Below are 18,080 nucleotides of genomic sequence, written 5' to 3' on the forward strand. Positions count from 1 at the left end.
ATAAGCAGTTTTGGCGTGACTTCTACCGTTTGTGAGTAGTCATAAAGGAGTCAAAGCTAAATATACCTGTGTTTTAAGAGATTGAATAGGGGTAAAATAATTTTTACAGTAAGACTTGATAAGTTATGAATACATATACCCGCCTTGTTGCCTGGTTACCGATGTGTAATACTTTAGGTTTTTTATCTCTGTTACTGCTTTTTTCGATTGGTAATTGTATTGCCCAAAAGTATCCCACGACCCATTACACGCCCCGAGACGGCCTCTCACAAAGCCAAGTAACGGGTCTTTTTCCAGACAGCCGAGGGTATCTGTGGGTGGGTACGAAGTATGGCTTCTCTAAGTTGAACGGAGAAACATTTGAGCGTTATTCGCCTGATTATAAATACGTTACTAATCAAGTAAATCGTTTTGTCGAAGACAGTCGAGGATATCTATATCTTTATTCGGAAGTGGGTCGTTTGAGTCGTTTTGATGGTAAGAATTTCACCCGACTGCGCACGGGGCGAAAAAGGTTTTCCCATCTATGCATCAATGACCAAGACCAGCTCTTCTGCACCAACGACCAAGGCATCCTACATACCGTAGAGGCCGACTCGGTAGTAGCAGTTAATTGGCCGTGGCTAAAAAACAAAAAAACATACGACCTTTTTTACGATAAGGCAACCCGCTCGCTCATTGCTCACATCGACTCGGTGGGCTTGGCGCGTATCAACCCACTCAGGTACGAATTGCTGGCCCCCATTTTTGAAGCAAAAAATAAGTCATCCGAAGAAAAACGATTCGCATGGCGCTACGCGGCCAACAATCGGCCAGTGATAGTGGAGCAATCATTGGGCCAATACACCTACTATGCGCAGTTGGGAGGCAAGGAGTGGCAGCCTTTTTTGCGCACCAAAGACAATCGCTGCGAAGTGTTGCGCACGGTGCCCTTCGATTGGATTTTCAATTTCCAATCCAAGACCTACCTGCTCGAAGCCAATACGTCAAACTTTACGGTATTATTTTCGGTACCGCTGAATGATACAGGAAATGTCCTTTATACCCCACAGGGGGCGTGGCTTGGCACCGAAAAAGGGCTGGTGTATGTGGCGCTCAACGGTTTTCGGTACTTTCCTGAAAACGAAGTGCCTTATGCCTGGACGGTAGTGGAAGATGCGAAAAAGGATGTATGGATAGCGAGTTATGGCCATCCCCTCCAGCGCTACGACGGCCAACGCCTGCATACGGTGAGCGGCTATCAGGATATTATACGGCGGCAAATCCAAAAAGCCCAAAAACTCTCGGGTCTTAGCGGAGAATACAATAGTTGGTACTACCACGCCATTCGCGACAAACAAGGCCATCTCTGGCTACCCGAAGCAGGCGGTATTTTGTGGCACGATGGTAAAAAGTTTGAGTTTATCACGCGCTCCAATCCTGCTACTAAGTATCCCACGTCCATTGCTTTTTGCCTGCTCGAAGACCCCACCCGCAATTTGGTGCTGCAAGGCAGCGAAAAAGCCGTACATATTTTTGAAAACAAGCCGCCCTTTCGGCACCGAAGCCTCACCGCCAAAGAAGGCATGAACATCAATCTGTACATATTGAGTATGGCCTTGGAAAAGCCGGGGGTGTATTGGCTGGGTGGCTGTAACATGATTAGCTGCTACGATGATAACACAAAAAAATGGACGGAGTATGGCCGCGACAACCAAAAACATAAGGGCAGTTGCGCATTAGACATGGTTTTCGATAAACGTGGCACGCTTTGGCTCGCCACTTTGCGCGGTGGCCTGATGTATATAGACAGCCGCCGCGACAGTACCCGTACCCTGTCGTCCGGGGTGCCGGAGTTGGAAGGGGCAGGACATATCAATGCAGTACAACTCCTCGACGACGATCATTTGCTTATCGGTGCCATGCACAATTTGTATATCATGGATCTGAAGGCATGGTATGCCCGCCGCAAGGTAGTTCTGAAGAGCTACAACCACCACAATGGGTTTATGGGAATTGAGCCAAGCCAAAACGGCATGTATAAAGACAGCCGAGGGCAGGTATGGATTGCGTCAGGCTCGGTGCTGTCGGTGTTGGATCCTCAAAAGCTCGATCTCAAACCACAGCTTTCTCAAACCTACATCACCAAACTCAACCAAACGCCGCTGCCTTTTGTGCAGTTTGCGCGCGACAGTGTGTTTCAGTTGCCTTTTGGCACCAACACCTTTCGGGTAGATTTTGAGGCGGTGGGGGGCGATAAGCCCTTTCGGTCGCAGTACAGCTACTTGGTAGAAGGGTACAGCAAACAATGGTCGGCATGGCAGGAATCGCCTTTTGTTATCCTCGATAATCTGCCATCAGGCAGTTATAGAATGTTGGTCAAGTCGCGTATGGGGAGCTCTAAGGGGAACGATAGCCCCGTGGCGGCGGTACGTTTTTCAGTCCATATTTGGCTGTGGCATTCGCCCTATTTCCCATTTTATGCAGCGGGAGTGTTGGTTTTTCTGGTTGGCGTGGCAGGTGGGTACTTTCTGCGGCAGCAGAAAAAGGCCTTGCAAGCGCGTAAGCGTAGCCTGGATCAACAGCAAGATATTGTAAACAAAGAGCAACAGCTACAAATCCAAGCAGCCCAAATTCGCGCCAAAGAGCAAGAAACTGTCCAGCAGGCATATACCCTCAAAGTGCTACAACTCCAAACCGCTCAGTCGCAGATGAATCCGCACTTTACCTACAACGTGCTCAACACCATGAAAAACCTAGTGTATGAGGGCAGGGAGCAGGCTACAATCGCTTCTATCGTTAAGCTCGGAGATTTGATGCGTAGCTACTTGTCGGCTTCGATGAGTTTCGATGGTAGCCGTCGCTCGTTCAACGAGGGCTTGATTACGCTCGAACAAGAAATCAAACTCTTGCAGATGTATATTGATTTTGAGCAGTTGGTCTATCCCAATCGTTTCGAGGTGCATTTTGAAGTGGCAAATACCCTGCCCTTAGACTACGTCAGGATTCCGCCCATGATTATCCAGCCCTTTGTCGAAAATGCCATCAAAAAAGGGTTGTTTCCGCTCCGAGGCCGCAAAGGCAACCTGTGGGTGCGGTTTTGGCAAGAAGCCGACGAAACGCTGGTGTGCCAAGTCGAAGACGACGGTATCGGGCGGGTGGCGGCGCAGCTTAAGCAAGAGAAAGCACTGCAAACCCACCGGTCGGCAGGTACACACTTGGTCACGCTACGCGCTGAAGTCTGTCGCTCGTTAGATTATCTGATTGATATTGAGACCATTGATAAGTATGATACTGACGGTGCTGCCACAGGTACGCGCGTCATCATTCGTTGCCAAGATTTACATTTTTAGAAATCATGAAAACACTACGCACTATTATTGCCGACGACAGCGAGCCACAACTCAATGCCATTTGCCGCGAATTGAAGATGTTTTGCCCACAAGTGAACATTGTGGCCAAGACGCTCACCCTCGATGATACGGCTCTGGCCATCAAAACCTATGACCCAGAACTGCTGCTGCTTGATGTAGAGTTTCATTACGACGAGACCAGCTTCAATCTCATTGAGCAGTGCCGCTCTGAAGGCGACATTAGGTTTCAGCTTATTTTTATGTCGGGCCATGCCCGTGAGAAAAACTACGCTACCCTCGCCGCCGATTACTCCGCACTGCAATGTCTTCAAAAACCCATTGACCCCCAAAAGCTAAAAGAGGCTGTCTTAAAAGCCGAGGCATGGTTTGCATACCAAGAAGTGAAGGGGCAGCAAGAAGCCATAAAAATTTATAATCAGCAGGTTGAACTAATGACCAAGCTACTCAAAACCAAGGACTTTCGCCAGCCTTTTTTTGTAAGAAGTGTGCGCAGCCAATGGATAAACCTCGACCCCAAAGAGGTACTTTATCTGGAATCAGACGGCAAGCAGACTATCTTCTACCTCACCGACAAACGCCAGGTAGTAGGCATGGAGTTGATAGGTTTTTACGAATTTTTGTCAGAAAACTATTCTTTTCTACGGGTGCATCAAAGCTACATCGTCAATCTCGACAATATGAGTCTGTTTCATTCCCAAGAAAACTACGTCAGAATGAGCGACGGTAAGGTGATTTCTCCATCGCGCCAGGGGGCGACTTTGCTGCGCGAACGTTTTTCACAGCAGTATGCACCACTCCCAAAAACGACCGATTAATCCAAAAAACTACATAATTGGATAAATGAGTAGATTCTTTGTGGATTAAACATGCAAATTGGGTACAGTATTTCTAGTATAAACTTCTTAATTCCCATTTGTTATGTCAAGTTTTCTAATCTTTGGTTGGAATAGTAATTCTCTTGGTTTCCTAAAAGAAAGGGGATTATTTATCATCGCAGTTATTATGGTAATGTTTTTAAAGAGTTGCCAACCAGTTCCGCAAAAGTCAAAGATAGAGTTATCTACCGTGCCTGGTACTACATCAAATGCCGAAAATCTAACCCGCGAAACCAACGAGCCAAGTCATGAATTTTACCCTCGTATCAGTCCTAATGGTAAATTTCTCTTATACCAAAATTCTGAAAACGAAAAAGTAATCATTGAATCCGCCAATTCTTCAACAGTAGGGTCACTATTTAAACAGCCATCTGTTGTCAATAAAGTTGGTCATCGTAGTGCTATTGTCAGAAAAGAAGTAGGTTCTCAAATACGTAGCCCGTTGGTACAAGATGCACGCGATGCGACTTGGCTGGCTGACGGCTCAGGGGTTATCTTCTCTTACCGCAAACCAGCCCAACCCGTTATTGTACGTACTGGTGAAACTGGCGTAGGACTCAATTACATTTCGCAGGGTGCTATGGGCGGTGATGATGCAGAGCCTAATATGACAACCGACGGTAAAAAAGTGATTTTCACGACCTTAATAGGTAATAGCCGAATGATATGCTCTATGAATAGCCAAGGGGGAGAATTTACTGTTTTAACAGATGGTAATCATGTGGCCATAAATCCTACTGATAATGACCAAATTATTTATAATCTTACTATCAATAATCGTGTACAAATATTTACAATGAATCTCCGAACAGGTCAGAAAACACAGTTAACTAGCGGTGAGTACGACTGTAGAGATGGTGCTTTTTCGAAAGATGGTCGTTGGATAGCTTATAGTTCTAATCAAGACAATCCTACCAGTAAAAACTATCATATATATATGATGCGGCCAAATGGTACGGACGTTAAACAACTTACACAAGGCGATACTCACGAAGGGGATCCATGTTGGAGCCCTGATGGACTGGTATTTTTTTATTCAAATGCCAGTGGGAACTATAATATATGGAAGGTAAAGCCAAGAATGTAGTATTTTTAATACGGTGCTTGGTATTTGATTCCATTTCAAAACTTGCTTTTAATAACTCACAAAAAAATGAAAAAAACAACCTTAATTTTCGCCTTACTGAGTTGGAGTTGGTATTATTCTTATGCACAAACGTCTCCATTACCCGTAAAATTTATTGTTCATGCTGGACTAAATATTGCTAAATTAAAATATATGGGTGGGGTTACAAATACAATCCCAACACTGTCGCTGGGAATAGAAGTTTCCAAAGAGCTCAGTAAGTCAGTGTTTTTTACTTCTGGCATTCAGTACAATGGAAAAGGTGGAAGAATTAATTTCGGAGGTCTTGAGTACAACAAATTAGTTTTTAACTATATCAATATTCCGTTTAATATAGGCTACAAAGTATTCATCCGCGAAAACTTAAACCTAACATTAGCAGGCGGGGTATTTGGGGGGATGGCAATAGGAGGTCGTTATAATCGGCTTTTTGATGGAGATTTCACGTCTGGAAAGATATTTAGTGAAACGGATTCTCCTCGAAGAACGGATTTTGGTTTTAACATAGGTGTAGGAATCGAATTCAATAACAAAATTATGTTATCTATAAATCAAAGCCCTGGCATTATAAATCTAAGCCAAGATCCCACCGACCCTTTACACACGCGCTGCTCTACAATAAGGTTGGGATACGTTATCAATTAACCATATTGGTTAATTGATAACGCGATATAGTTTTCGGTGTATTATAGATTTTGGCATTTAATTAAAGTGTTTATAACCAGTGTCTTATATGAAAGAAATTTGTTTTTTTTTGATTGTGATGGCAACTACTATCAATGCTACATTTTGTCAAAATGAGCAAAATGAGTTTGCCATTGGTGTGTTCGGCTATGAAGGCCCAATATACAAAAGGGTTCAAGAATCAAAAGCTCTGAGATTGGGTATAAGTTTAACCCGCTCTAACACTGACAACAAGATTGGGACAACGTTAAAAAATCAATTTTTAGGATTTGCTTTATCAACTGGTTACGAAATAAGGCAGAAAATTGGCGATGATTTCACGCTTTACTACGGGGGCGATATTGTAACATCGTTTTCACAAGCAAAAGTTGAAAATATTCCAAACTCATTTACATTAAGTACAAAGGAAAGGTCTCTGGGGTTTACTATTGTTCCGATTATTGGTATATACTACCATTTTTCTAAAACAATGTTTTTTTTGACCGATGTGAGGTTTAGTACCCTAAACTATTCTCTCACAAAACGTTCAGAAGTACTAAATAGAAATAACGAAGAACGAATAACAACAGACAGTCGAAGACTGGCTTTAAGCATTTCGCCCTCTTACTCAGTTGGGGTGGGGTTCAGATTTTAGAGTCCAAACAGGGATGCTGAAAGTACAGTTTATGAATTCCAATAAAATTGCATTAGATCCAAGTCTTATTTCAGGCGAAAAAGATTTTATTGAAATATACAACGATATTTCTTCTATCATACAGAAACAACAGATACTGCTTACCCCCAATTACAAAATATATTTTTGATTTACTTACACTTTTCCTTGTTAAAGCGGCAAAAAGTCAAGAATATGGTCTCACAGATTAAGGGATTTATCGATACATTTGATGCCTTAATTCAATTAATGACACAGCAACTGGTTTTATATGAAAGCCCTACTACTATGAGAAAGACTACTTCAGATTAATTTAACAATTAAAACAATAATAAAATGAAGAGAAAATTTATTATTTTGCTAACCGTGCTTAGTGCCTTTTCAACAATAGTAAGTTCTTTTGGTCAAAAAAAAATTAATTGTCTCCCAAAAGCATCGGTTAAAACTGGCTTAGAGCCCGCATTAGAGACAAGGATAATAGACTTTATTAACACAGGGAATAATGAAAAATTAGAAATGTACCTTTCAAATTCAAAACCTAATTTGAATGTTATTTTTAATAGCCCCCACTCTGGAAGCCCCCTTCTTTACACTTTGGATAAATTAAATCCTAAATTTTATCACAGTCAAGAAGAAATTTCCAAATCATTTGAGATTATTAAAACATTAGTAAAATTTGGAGCAGACCCTAATGGAAAAGTTTGTTACTACAATTTAACCGATGAAGTTGAAGGATATTATACTGCTATCTCTCAGTCTACTTTTAACAATTCAATTAAAGAATATCTAATCTCAAATTCAGGAGAAATTGATTTTAATCGTGAACTCATTTTGAATTCAATTGCGAATGGAGATATCGCACTACTTCAAAAATTTAGCTCTACAAAAAAGAAAGTTAATGCAGAAGATTTCGTTTATTTAATTATAGATAACAAAAAGCTTTCAATAGCCAATAAAATCAAAGCATTAGATGTAATAATTGCAAAAGGTGGAAATTTGAACGAGAAATATTATAGTCAGTATAATAAAGGAGAAGCATCTACTCCATTAACTAGAGCATGTGAAAATGGAGAAATATTAGTGGTTAAACACCTCCTTGAAAAAGGAGCAAGTCCTGATTTAAGAGACCAATGGGGATATTCGCCGTTGAGTATGGCTGTTTTTAAAGATAATTTGGAAATTGTAAAATTACTAATTTCTTTTAAAGCCAATTTAAGACAGCCCAGTAGTTATCCAGGATATTTTAAAGATTCATATAAGCCATTAATAGATATTGCGAAATCTGAAACAATGAAGGACTTCCTCTACTTTGGTAAATAAATTTGAGGATTATGAAGTATTAGAATTTGCTGGCTTTGTTGCATGGGTATTTTATATCAATAAAATACAATATTAAATGTGTTTTGTACGGCGTTTATAAGAGAGAGTCTGTTTAGAATTGGCTGTTTGGCATGTAAAAATGTAAAAACTCACTTCTTACTGGTCTTTTAGCATTAATTCCTTTAAAAAGAGAGCCATGCAACAAAGCCAAATTAACCTATATTTTGGTACTTATTTAATCTTTTTTAATGACAAGCAAACACTCTAAGCGCAATATTAAATTCCGATTTACAGATAGTTAATATTCAGGAGAAAGCCCCGCTTCATTTAAACAGTCGAATGTATGAACAAAACAAAACCTTATCTATTATTAGTGTTGATTTTATTGGCTGGTTTAACTCCCGAATTATACGCACAAAATCGAAATTGGAAAGCATTTCAAATTGGTTGGGGAATACATCGCTCTCAAATATTGAACGTTGGGTTTAATAAACTTGTCCAAGATGGTAAAATTTCATCTGCCTATGGCCTTAATGTTTCAACAAGCTATATCGTAAATCCTATAATAATACGAGCTAATTTTTTTACTGAGCAATTCCAAACAGATGATGTGAATTACATTTATAACTCGAAAGAAACAAAATTGAGAGGATATGAAGGATTAATCGGATTCAATATGATTCCACATACACACCAAATTCTCAATATTGCCTGTGGATATAAATATAGTATTCTTGGGAGTTTCGATGAATCTTCAAAAATTATTACAAGTAAAATCTTGAAATTTCCGTATTGGGGTTTGGGTTTTACTTCAAACCCACAAAACCGACTTTCTATATCGATTAATTATAGCCACCCTCTCACATTGACCCAAGAAGATTATAGCCAAATATCTTTAAACGTTTATTTAAACCTTCATTAATATGAGAATATTTTTATGTATTTCACTTCTATTCCTATTTTCTTGTAGTATTGAAGAAACTGAACCTCAAATTATTGAAGAATACTTTTTCAAAAAAACAATAGAAAACCCGAGTTTACCTCCTAAAACAATAGATTTAATTGGCGATTATAATTGCAAAGTTAATCTAACAATATATTACTTATTAAGTAATACCTCAGATGTGACCAACTTTGAATTCGAGTCAAATGTATCATCACTAAATGAAAAGGATATTATTTTAACTTTTCCTTGGGAGTGTATTTTTGGTTGTAAAAAGTATGTAAATAAATCAAGTCAAGACATTAAGTTGAAAGCATCATTAAATGGATATAATTTGATTTTTAATAATCAACAAATCAATTTTAATCCTGAAATTTTTACATTATATAATGGTAGTGGCTCTACTATCCCTTTAAAAAAAAACATCTATCTTACATTCAAGATAAAACCAAATAAAGACCAAGAATATACTTATAAATGTACATTAGCTAAAAAATCCTAAAATATGAGAAAATTTCTTTTAGTATTTTGTCTAATATTTGTATTTCAGAGTTGTATTGTACGAAAAGCAAATTATAAAAATAAAGGTTCTATCAATAATAATTCCGCCATTTTTTCAATAAATGGAGCTACGTTAAATAACAAAAAATCTGTAATTGGTATAACAACACAAATTATTTCTGTTGGTGTTGGTGGTTATTTAGGTTATAAATATTTCCCAGTTGCATTAGGCTATTCAGATGGAAAATTAAATACTAATTCTATTGGTGGTGCGGTTATAGGTGGCATAGCAGGTTATGGGTTGAATAATTCATTTGATTATCTATTAGGCGACCGAAAACAATTTTTGGTGAATCAATCTAACTATGCGACTTGGAAAAGAAAGTTTGACCCTAACAAAAGATACATTGCATTAAACAATAATTATGGCAATTTAGAATTTGTGGATAAAAGCTATGAAAGTAATTTTACAGTTAACAATCTACAAGATGCGATATACTTTAAAAAAGCCTTTCCTCAGAGTCAGTATTCAAGTCAAGTATTTAACAAAGCAGTAAGTGTAAGTAACAGGTATTCATTACAAGAAATTTCAAAGGTTTATCCAAATGAAAACCAAGAAAACCTTTCTAAAAAACACCTTTTATCCTCAACAAATTTTGATGAGTATAAGCAAAGTATTGAATATTTTCCATCAATTAAGCCATTAGGGGAAAGTTATTTAGCGAATTCCGCAAAAGATTATTCAAACTTACAAAGTTTTGATGCACTTTATCCAAATAGTCTATTGACAAAGGATATAGCTAGAAGAATAATTCCCAATATAAGCCTATCAGAATTAAGGCCTTACTTAAACAATTATAAAAAATACTTAACTTTTGCGGATTTCCCAAACTATTTTAGTGCCGACAAAAAGGAATATTTATATGAATGGTTATTAGCTTTTAATGATAACCCACTATCAAAATCTGCTAAAATAAAATATCTCAATTTTAGCAATTCTTTGGAGGATTTCATTAGCTCTTCAAAATCATTGAAGTTAAATTTTGTAAATAACGAGTACGACCTTTATGAAAACAATAAATCACTTACAAATGGTGAAGTTTTATTTTATAGATTTAACGATGTTTCTAATCAATTTGAGTCAAACTTAATTAATAAGTTGAAACAAGAAATAATAGTCTCAACATTAGAAAACGTTACAAATAATTACAAAAGCTTAAATTCAGCTCGTTTGGAAGATTTGAGTAATACGCTTAAATCTAATACATGGCTGTCAAAAAATGCCAAAAATGAAACTTTGGGTTATACTTTAAGTATTGACACACAAAAAGCGTTAGCAAGTATTAGAGAATTTAATACTGAATTCTTAGCTGCATTAAATGAAAAAAATGAAACTTTGGTTAGAAAATATTTGAAAGACGGAGCTGATATACGAAACTTAAATTATGACCAATTTTACTTTGTTGCACAGATTGAACCCACAAAAGAAAATTCTGAGATTCTTTATCAAAAACTAACCAAATATGACCAATATGCAAGTTTTTTACGCCTTTTTCCATCATATACAGAAGAGTTTGAAAGAAAGGTTAGTGAATGGAAAAGAAAAAAATGTGAGTTATATGTGAGTAGTGTAAGCGAGACATCTTTTACTAGAACTGGGTCTTATCTTTGGTCTAAAAATGGCCTTTCATCAAAAAATAGTGCTGTTATTTATGATTTGGTTGTACCACAGGAGAAATTAGACGAATATAAAACTCATCAATTAATGATTCATAAAATAAATGAGAAAGAAACTAAGGGTATTTTCGATTTCGGTGGGGCTATAAATGGATATGATTATTGGGTTATTACAGATAGAAATGATTTTAACAAAGTTTATTGCAGAGCGGAAGAGAATGATGGATATAGATTGGAAAGTGAAAAAGATTTTGATAATTTCATAGAAAAAATAGTATCAGACTCTTATTTTCAATCTAAAATGGGTTGTAAAAACGAGATAGTATTTAAGAAAAAACTACATGACCAATTAAGCCCTGAACAAAAAGAAAGAAGACTTAGAGAGGCTGAATTAAGACAACAAAGGGAAGTTGAGTATAATGAACGAAAGAAAAGGATAGAACAGGAAGCAATTGTAAATAAAGAAATTAAAGATTTTCAAGATTTCAAAAGTAGAACAAGTTTTAAATTATTAGGAATAGTTGAAGACAAAGGGATTATTTTTAAGGATTTTACTGGTTTTTGCCCGTGTGATAAATATGAATTACGAAAAGAAAACTTTTGGATTGATGATAAATTTGATGTTTATCAAGACAAAAAAGGTAAATGGTACGTTTTGCGTAATGGCTTTTTCGCAACCGATGATGGACCTTACAACACATCTGATGAATTGCTTAGGTACATTTACAATAAATATTTTAATCGTTAAAAAAAGCAAGGTTTTCTTGTGAAAACTAAGTCTATGTAAATCAATGCCTTAATATTGAGTATAAATTGATTGTTTGTTATTAAAATAGCTAGATAAGTTACAAAATTTAAGTTTAGGCTATGATAAAGCCTAAAAACGCTCGTGGTATCTGAGGGGGCGAGAGTACTCTGTCATTTTATGAGAAAGCCCTGTATATTTAATAAACTCTTAAAAATATATTTTATGAAAAACAAATTGTATTTATTGATAATTGTCTTTTTCTCCTTTTCATGTGAGAAAAATCAAATTCCCAAATTGACAATTAATTTTGTTGAATTTAGAGGGAAAAAGTTAGAAATACCAATTAGGAGTATCACATATAGAAATTTAAGTATCAACTACTACGGAAATAATCAAAAAGAAACTGGTACGTTAATTATTTCAGATAATATTTCTAAAAGTGCTTTTATTTTGGACGAATACCATTTTTTAGCTCTTTTTGATGTTACTACTATCAAGGCGGGATATGGATTAGTTGATGGGAAATATATATTTATTGATTCAACACAACTAAGTTCAAAGGATATAAAAAATGCAGTAAACAAAGAAAATGCTTCTGGTTTTATTGAGTATAATCCAAATTCTGTTCATTTAATCAAAGAAACATCATATAAGAAAGAGAATAGAGATTGGAATAAAGATTATGATTATCTTAAAATCAAAAGTGGAAATCTTGAAGTAAAAAATATTTCTAAAACAATTAACGTTGATTTTAATTTACTTCTTGAAGATGGAACAATATTTAAAGGGAATAGCATAATTTCTGATATTGACTAATTGCCAATAATGGCTATTTGTATAACTTCCTAAGTTATTTTTCTATCGAACTTATTGTACAAATTTACTGATCGACAAGTTATTCAAGCAATTTCAAGAGGTCTTCAAAGTTGTCCAGGGACTTTGGCAATGCAGTACAGTTTCTAAGATTGACACACCGTATCGTTATAAACCTAAGCAATAGCAATTTTTCTTATGAAAAATCTTTTATTTATCTGGGCCATAATATCTCTACCATTTCTCGTATTGGGACAAAAATTAGAATTATCCAAGACAGAGTATTCGCCAGGAGATTATATAAAAATTCAAGGTATTGGATTTGCGAAGAATTTATCATTTACTTACCAAAATGTATCTGTTATTCGTAATGATGGTGTTAGAACCACTACTGGATATCTATTGACTTCTAATGGGAATAAAACCGATGAAAACGGAAACTTTACATCCACTTTTTTATTTGGAGATGAATTTGGTACTTCTACTGAAAAGTCAAGAAAAATAACTATTCGATTTGACATTAATAATGTGAAAAAAGAAATTTCGTTTATTCTATTGAACAGACCCTTTATTGAATGGGAAGATGGAGCAAATATCAATAATAGATTCAATGGTTATTTAACAACCTCCGTAGGCCCTTTGGACTTTTATTTTTATACTAATTATCTGAGTGGTTATGACGAAGAAGAATTTGTTATAAAAATAAATAACAATAATATACTTAATTCAAGTAAAGAAGAGAAATTTAAGTCTATTGGTAGATATAATACCATTCGATTTGAAGGGGATATTAAGACTAAATTTAAGGAAGGATTAAATACTCTATCTTTAACTCATATTAAGTCAGGAGAAAAATTTGAGAGTAGTTTTATGGTAGGTACTCCATACGAAACAGGAATTTTTATTTCAAAAAAGCAATATCTTTCAGGGGAAGAGATAGATGCAAAACTGCTAAACTTTAATCCCAACGGACGTATTCAAATTTCAATAGAAGGTCCTGATTTCAAAGATGGGACGGCTCCACTATTAATTCAAAGAGGGTTGGGAGAGATTGTAGATCAGTGGGGAAGGTTTTATATACCCAACGATTATATTAGTTTGCGTAAAGGGAATACGCTCAAAGTTGGAAAATATAAAATTAGCATTAAAGAACTTCTCTACAATACAACTTATGAATCAGATTTTGAAATTGTAAATGCAGTTTTACCTTTATCTCCAAATTTCACCTTCACTCCTGCTGCTCCCAAAGTAAATCAAGCTATAAATTTCAAAGACGAGAGTACGGGTAGCCCTACAAGTTGGCTATGGGATTTTGGGGATGGTACTACTTCAACACAACAAAATCCTACTAAAACATATACAAGAGCAGATAATTTTAATGTAAAACTTACCATTACTAAGCAAGGGGCCACAGCAGCAAGCATGACCAAGAGTATTACGGTAACTGCTGAGGCTACAACGCTTACTCTTTCAGCTACTACTCGTGCTGTATCTGTATCGGGAGAACAGGGTAGTTTTAGCCTCACCACCAATACCAACTGGACTGCTAGGAGCAATGCCAATTGGCTTAAAATCAGTCCTGTTAGTGGCAATGCAGGCAGCAATCTGCCTATAAATTACACCGCAGAAGCCAATACTAACACAGCAGCCCGAACAGGCATCATCACGTTTACGGCAGGTACTCAAACTGCTACTTTCACTGTTACACAGGCAGGCATTGCACCCTCATTGTCGGTAAGTTCTACTACTCCTGCTACTATTGGTGCCTCGGGCGCTACTTTGGCTTTGTCAGTTATTTCCAATCTCTCTTGGTCAGTTACCAAATCTGCGAATTCAGATTGGATTACCATATCGCCTATTTCAGGCACAGGAAATCAGAATGTATCTGTTACTGCCTCTGCTAACGCTGCTACCACAGAGCGCTCGGCAACACTTACCTTTTCGGCTACAGGCGTAGCCAACGTAGTCGTAACTATTCGGCAGGCGGGGGCAAATGCAAGTTTGTCACTTTCAGCCACCACTCGTGCACTCCCCGTATCGGGTGAGCAGGGTAGTTTTAACCTCACCACTAATACCAACTGGACTGCCAGCAGCAACGCCAATTGGCTTAAAATCAGTCCTGTTAGTGGTAATGCAGGCAGCAGTCTGCCTATAAATTACACCGCAGAAGCCAATACTAACACAGCAGCCCGTACAGGCATTATCACTTTTACGGCAGGTACTCAAACAGCTACCTTCACTGTTACGCAGGCGGGTAAAAGCCGTTTTGGTATTACCATTATATCACCAACAGCAGGTACTACGCTTAAAGCAGGTAAAAGCGTTGAGTTGCTTACTGAATTGCAAGAAGGGAGTTTAGGAACTTATTACACCATCGCACTTTATGCCATTGGCAGTAATGTGCCTATCTCTCCACAAACAAGTTCTAATTTTATACAAGGCAGGCATTATTATACAGTACCCGAAACAATTGTTTCTGGCGAATATGAATTGCGCATTACGAGTAAATCAAATCCTGAGGTAAGCGGAAGTGTACAAGTGAACGTAGCTGGGAAGGCAATTAAGAAGTTTACATCAGGGATTACAGTAGTTACCCACGGATTTCAACCAATGGGGACAGGTAAAGTAGAAGACTTTGTAATGGGCGATGACTCTCAGATAGGTATATGCGCTGCCATAAAAAAGCGAGTAGAAGACGAGGGAGGAAAAGCTACTATTTATCGCAATGACATTGACAAATCTACATGGGTAAAGGTAAGTGGTGAGGGTAATGAAAAGGACGAAGTTATCTTATTTTACAACTGGTCTATTCTTTCAAACGACCCAAATGATGGGGCTTTGGAAGCATCTGCCGATAACTTGTTTGCAATGTTGGCAAGACCTAAAACATCTGATGGTAAGATACCCGACAAACTTTTTGAATCTGATTTGCCTTTTCACTTCATTGCCCATGGCCGAGGGAATATTTTATTGTTACAGGTTTTGCACAGGCTGCGAAAATATTTTCCAAACAAAAAAATAGAGCATTTTACTTTGTTAGACCCACATCCTGCTGCTCTTTTTATGAATGATATAAATAAAGACAGTGAAAACAATTCTTTGCCAGGTGTTTATGGTTTACCCAAAAACTTCCCTGCTGAACCCTATCTAAGACTACCGGGCAATGTAATAAAAGCAGACGTTTATTATCGACAAGACAATAAATATGAGCCTATTGTACCTCTATTTGAAAGCACTGCTAATTTCAGTGGTATAAGAGCAAGTAATGCTTTCAATACCTTGCTTGACGAAGAGAATATTAGGGTTGGTACGACACCTTTGTTAGGAATATTAGGAATATTTAAAATTCCGCACTCAGGAGTACATGAATGGTACAGAGGTACTATTGTGCCTGATGATAGCCATTTTGAGTCAGAAGGACGCAAGAATTGGTACAAGGGTACTCGACAGAAGGTAGGTTACAATAAGAGCAGAGTAGCAGAAGGATTAGCTATTCTTCCTAACGTATCTGATACGATAAGTTTAGCCGAAATGGAAAAGAGAATACAAGCAAGAACTGGGCAGCCCTTAAATGCCGTTTTTAATTATTTCTTTAAATATGGTACCCCTGACAATTTGGCAAATGCAACTAGTCCCACTCCTGTTGGTAACTCTTTTTTATATGGCTTTTATTTGAATGATGGTTATTCCACCATCAATACGAACTCTCAAGAGTCCAGTTGCACAAAGTCAAATTTGCTTGGAGGTCGGTCTACTTGCAATCATTCGCTCACGCACAGTAATCTATACTTTCCAAAGGAATCCAAGTATCTAAAAGTTACTGTGGGAGGTTTTAGCCGAAATGCTCAATTAGGAGTTCGGTATTTCAGTTTTGAGCAGTCTTTTCAATACGCAGTGCCATTGCAAGAAGGTGAAAAAGTGTACTACATAGAAGTCCCTACGTGGCTATTAGGCGACATAGGGAGGTTTGAATTGTTGCGACTGCGCCAAACACCTTTAGGGGAGTTATTTGACACCATAGAGATTTTAGGCGTGGAGTTAGTTTCGAGTAAACCACCAAGCAATAGGCGAGAAGCGAGAAGTTATTTTTCTATACACCCAAATCCTACCCAAGGAACATTTACTATTGGCACAGAAAACTTGATAGGGAAGCCCAAATCCATTCGCATTTTTGATGAGATAGGTAGTCTTATTTATCAACAAGCACTTAACGAGTCTTGTTGCGAACCGTTTCGCGTAAACTTTCCAAGAACGGGTATCTATCAAGTCGTAGTTGAAACAGATAGCAGCGTGGCTAGTCAGAGATTAATTTACAATCCTTAAAAGACGATTTTAACATGAGAAAAGTACTTAGATTAGTTACTATTTATTGGATTTTAAACATGCTTTTAGGATTTTCAGTTGGATTTGGGCAGCAGAAAAAGCCTGTTGCCCCAGTTCGTAAGTCAGCTGTACCTGTAAAAAAAGTAACTCCTAGTACCAAAAAAACATCTACAAAAACGCCCAATAAAACGACACCCATTAAACCACCAGTCAAAGTCGCAACTCAAACAAAGCCGCTTACCATTGAAAAGCCCGAGTCTAAGGTGTCATTAGATACGACTAAGGTCTTACCCACAAAACAAGAGCCAACACCTCCTTCGGTCGAGCAAAAACAAAAAACCTTTGAAGAAGTATTAAAGCAGGAGAGAGAAGAAGCCATAAGTCGTAAACAATCTTTGGAGAATGATAAACGGATCAAAAACTCAAATAGATTTGGTATAGGGATTCAGGCAAGCGGTATCAGTGCGACATTAACAACAACAGGGATAGCCTCAGAAAACAAAAAGCCCCTTTTAGTGTGGCAAATTGGGCTGCGTGCCGAGATACCTATTAATAGTGTGATGTCGATTCAGACTGAGCTAAACTATGCAAATCGAGGAATTGGTTACGCCATAGAACAAGATTATGACCGAATAAACTTCACCTATGTAGATTTGCCTATATTATTGAAATTTTCAAGGGGAAATGTTTTTAAAATATTCGGTAGTGTCGGTGGATATGGAGGATATTGGCTCAAAGCAAAACTAACAAGTCAAATAGATGACAACAAGACATCCAGAAAGTATGATTTCGATAGTGATATTAATGATGGTTATGCTGACAATCGCTTCGATTATGGTGCTATTGGTAATATTGGAATCTCTGCTAACTTATTTCGTGGGACATTTTTTGTTGAAGGGAGATACATTTATGGGCTATCAGATGTTTCCAAATTAAAGTCAAAACCAGACGATTACAATTCGTTGAATCATAGAGTATTAGGGGTAAATGTAGGCTATTTGTTTTCGTTTGATTAATAGAGTACAATTCCTTAGTACTCTGATTAAACTTACTTGCCCCACACAT

General features: G+C 37.3%; 12 protein-coding genes. All 12 read left to right on the top strand.

Features of this window, described 5'->3' with window-relative positions; all coding sequences use genetic code 11:
• Positions 1-125 precede the first annotated feature (125 nt).
• Positions 126-3,332 (top strand): histidine kinase, encoded by a 3,207-nt coding sequence (locus NCI00_RS09695; protein ID WP_253526948.1) that lies wholly within the window; start codon positions 126-128, stop codon positions 3,330-3,332.
• Between the two features lie 5 nt (positions 3,333-3,337).
• Entirely contained in the window at positions 3,338-4,168 is an 831-nt protein-coding gene (locus NCI00_RS09700; protein ID WP_253526950.1) for a LytR/AlgR family response regulator transcription factor, read from the top strand.
• 103 nt (positions 4,169-4,271) lie between these two features.
• Positions 4,272-5,315, top strand: coding sequence for a TolB family protein (locus NCI00_RS09705; RefSeq protein WP_253526952.1), 1,044 nt, complete (start codon positions 4,272-4,274; stop codon positions 5,313-5,315).
• 66 nt (positions 5,316-5,381) lie between these two features.
• Positions 5,382-5,999, top strand: a complete 618-nt coding sequence (locus NCI00_RS09710; protein WP_253526954.1) for a porin family protein — start codon at positions 5,382-5,384, stop codon at positions 5,997-5,999.
• Positions 6,000-6,087: 88 nt separating this feature from the next.
• On the top strand, positions 6,088-6,672 hold the full coding sequence (locus NCI00_RS09715; protein WP_253526956.1) for a hypothetical protein: 585 nt from the start codon (positions 6,088-6,090) through the stop codon (positions 6,670-6,672).
• A gap of 354 nt (positions 6,673-7,026) precedes the next feature.
• Positions 7,027-8,010, top strand: coding sequence for an ankyrin repeat domain-containing protein (locus NCI00_RS09720; protein ID WP_253526958.1), 984 nt, complete (start codon positions 7,027-7,029; stop codon positions 8,008-8,010).
• Positions 8,011-8,353: 343 nt separating this feature from the next.
• Entirely contained in the window at positions 8,354-8,932 is a 579-nt protein-coding gene (locus NCI00_RS09725) for a hypothetical protein (RefSeq protein WP_253526959.1), read from the top strand.
• A gap of 1 nt (position 8,933) precedes the next feature.
• Positions 8,934-9,455 (top strand): hypothetical protein, encoded by a 522-nt coding sequence (locus tag NCI00_RS09730; RefSeq protein ID WP_253526960.1) that lies wholly within the window; start codon positions 8,934-8,936, stop codon positions 9,453-9,455.
• Positions 9,456-9,458: 3 nt separating this feature from the next.
• Positions 9,459-11,879: a hypothetical protein gene (locus NCI00_RS09735; RefSeq protein ID WP_253526961.1), complete on the top strand. Its 2,421-nt coding sequence runs from the start codon at positions 9,459-9,461 to the stop codon at positions 11,877-11,879.
• A gap of 222 nt (positions 11,880-12,101) precedes the next feature.
• Complete coding sequence (locus NCI00_RS09740) at positions 12,102-12,695, top strand: hypothetical protein (RefSeq protein WP_253526962.1); 594 nt, start codon at positions 12,102-12,104, stop codon at positions 12,693-12,695.
• Positions 12,696-12,890: 195 nt separating this feature from the next.
• Positions 12,891-17,015 carry a BACON domain-containing protein gene (locus tag NCI00_RS09745; RefSeq protein WP_253526963.1) on the top strand — a complete coding sequence of 1,375 codons (4,125 nt, stop codon included), beginning with the start codon at positions 12,891-12,893 and terminating at the stop codon, positions 17,013-17,015.
• A 14-nt stretch (positions 17,016-17,029) separates the two neighbouring features.
• Positions 17,030-18,031 carry an outer membrane beta-barrel protein gene (locus NCI00_RS09750; protein WP_253526964.1) on the top strand — a complete coding sequence of 334 codons (1,002 nt, stop codon included), beginning with the start codon at positions 17,030-17,032 and terminating at the stop codon, positions 18,029-18,031.
• Positions 18,032-18,080: the final 49 nt, after the last annotated feature.

The sequence above is a fragment of the Runella salmonicolor genome (assembly GCF_024158025.1).
Taxonomy (GTDB): domain Bacteria; phylum Bacteroidota; class Bacteroidia; order Cytophagales; family Spirosomataceae; genus Runella; species Runella salmonicolor.